The sequence below is a fragment of the Streptomyces flavofungini genome (assembly GCF_041028215.1).
GTDB lineage: Bacteria > Actinomycetota > Actinomycetes > Streptomycetales > Streptomycetaceae > Streptomyces > Streptomyces flavofungini_B.
On sequence record NZ_JASKYR010001150.1, the window covers coordinates 1 to 1,834 of the forward strand.

Genomic DNA, 1,834 nt, shown 5'->3' on the forward strand with positions numbered 1-1,834 from the left:
CCCGGCAGCGCCTCCTGAAGCTCGGGCTCCGGCCCGCGCGCCAGGGTCAGTGACCCGAAGCTCTCCCCCGCGAACGGGTACGTCGGCAGGCTCACCCTCCTGCCCTCCGCCGGTGTCTCCGGCCACGGCACCGAGCCGCCCTTCAGCCACAGTTCCCCGAGACCGCGCAGGCCGTCCGGGTCGGGGGCCGGGGCCTCGCCGCCGTCGTCCAGGGCGCCGCCCTCCGCCAGCGCCGTCAGACGCTCCGCCGCCTCCGCCGGGTCCTCGGCCAGGACGTAGGCGCGTACGTCCATGGGGGTACGGCCCGTGCGCAGGGTGTACGCCGTGTCCGCGAGGCAGGGGCCGCCCGGGGCGCGCAGGGCCGTGGCGAGGCGGGCCGCGACCGACCGCAGCGCCGTCTCCGTGTGCGCGGAGAGCGGCAGGAGGTGGCGGAGGCGGACATCGGGCGTCGGTGCGGGCGCATTCAGCCGTGTGATCTCCGGTGCCTGCTCCAGGACCACGTGGACGTTCGTGCCGCCGATGCCCAGCGAGCTGACTCCCGCGCGGCGCACGCCGTCGGCCGGGAGCGGCCACGGTCTCGCGCTGTCCACCACGTGGAAGGGGGTGGCGTCCATACGGAGATCCGGGTGCGGGCGCGAGACGTTGACCGTGGGGGCCAGCGTCGCGTGCTCCAGCATCAGCACGGCCTTGATGCACGAGGCCACGCCCGCCGCCGCGTCCAGGTGGCCGATGTTCGACTTGACCGAGCCGATGCCGATACCGGTGCCGGTGTCGCCACGGGAGTCGTCGGCGGGCGGAGCGAACGCCGCCGTGGCCGCCGCCAGTTCGATGCGGTCGCCCAGCTCCGTCGCCGTGCCGTGCGTCTCCACGTACTGGGCCGCCGAGGGTGCGAGGCCCGCGGCCGACCAGGCCTCGACGATCGCCGCCGTCTGCTGTTCGACGCCGGGGGCGGTGAATCCGACCTTCGTGGCGCCGTCGTTGGTCAGCGCGCTGCCACGGAGGACCGCGCGGACCGGGTCGCCGTCGGCCAGGGCGTCGGAGAGGCGGCGCAGGACGACCACGCCGACTCCGCTGCCGGGCACCGTGCCGCCCGCGCGCTCGTCGAAGGGGCGGCAGCGGCCGTCTGCCGAGAAGATGCCGCCCGCGTAGTGCACGTACCCCTGTCTGCGCACGGTGTCGACGCTGACGCCGCCCGCGAGCGCGGTGTCGCACTCGCCGAGGAGCAGCGCCTGCGCGGCGAGGTGGACGGCGGTCAGGGAGGTCGAGCAGGCCGTCTGGACCGTCAGGCTCGGGCCCTGGAGGCCCAGGCGGTAGGAGATCCAGGGGGCGAGGAACTCGCGGTCCGTGAGGATGCGGATCTGCATCGCGCCGATGGACGCGGCGAGGCGGCGGTCCGTGTGCGCGGCCAGCATGTGCTCGGTGGGGCTGCCGCCGACGTACACACCGGTACGGCCCGGCACGGCCAGCGGGTCGTGGCCCGCGTCCTCGATGGCGGCCCAGGCGGTCTCCAGGAGGAGGCGGTGCTGGGGGTCGAGGGCGGCGGCCTCCGTACGGTTGAAGCCGAACAGCTCGGCCTCGAAGCGGTCGGCGTCGGCGAGGAACCCCTTGGCCGGTACGTGCTCGGCGCCGCGCAGCTCCGCCGGATCGGCGCCGTCGGCGAGGAGTTCGGCCTCGGTGAAGTCGGTGAGGGTACAGACGCCGTCGCGGAGGTTCGCCCAGTACGCGTCCAGGTCGGGCGCGCCGGGGAACCGACCGCTCATCCCGACCACCGCGACCGCCGCATCGAGGTCGAGGCCGTCGAGGTCGGGGGCAGAAGCGGGGGCGGAGACGGAGG

Annotated in this window: 1 protein-coding gene; it reads right to left on the minus strand. The window is 75.2% G+C overall.

Translation table 11 applies throughout. From position 1 onward, the window contains the following. The coding region (locus tag AB8Z36_RS39255) for a beta-ketoacyl synthase N-terminal-like domain-containing protein (RefSeq protein WP_369218142.1) at positions 1-1,760 on the minus strand (1,760 nt) is incomplete at its 3' end. Positions 1,761-1,834 lie beyond the last annotated feature (74 nt).